This window comes from Escherichia sp. GZ89 (genome assembly GCF_019366485.1).
Classification (GTDB): domain Bacteria; phylum Pseudomonadota; class Gammaproteobacteria; order Enterobacterales; family Enterobacteriaceae; genus Escherichia; species Escherichia fergusonii.
Map to the genome: position 1 here is coordinate 1 of NZ_JAEOHX010000087.1, position 509 is coordinate 509.

Sequence of the window (509 nt, forward strand, 5' to 3'; positions counted from 1 at the left end):
ACGGCGGTGATGGCATACGTGCCGTCGTCGTTCTCACGGATACTCACGCAGCGGAACAGGCGCTGGCGCAGCGTCGGCAGCTTCAGCCCCCACACGCTGTATTCAGCAACGCCGTCAGGAACCCGGCTCACTTTCACCTTCACGCCGTCGGTGACGGACTGAACCTCCACGCTGACCGGATTGCCACTTCCGTCAACCAGGCTTATCAGCGTGGTACCGGAGGATGGCAGCGTGATTTCACGGTCGAGCGTCAGCGTCCGGGTCTGGCTGTTTACCGCCAGCACGCGCCCGCCGGTGCTGATACCGGCATAGTCATCATCGCAGATTTCAATGACATCGCCCGGTACATGGCGAAGCCCTTCGGCACCCACGCTGAAGTCCACGGTCTGCGTTTCCAGCAGTTCTGTTTTAATCAGCCACAGCCCGGCGCGATGTGCCTGCCCCCGGCTGGTACAGCCAAAGGCATCCATCTTCGTGACGTTACGACCGTAACGGGCAATGGCCTGCGT

General features: G+C 61.5%; 1 protein-coding gene. It reads right to left on the reverse strand.

Going from position 1 to position 509, the window contains the following annotated elements; translation table 11 throughout:
- Positions 1-509, reverse strand: a 509-nt coding sequence (locus K0335_RS22360; protein WP_231825872.1) for a phage tail protein, incomplete at both ends; no start/stop codon positions are given.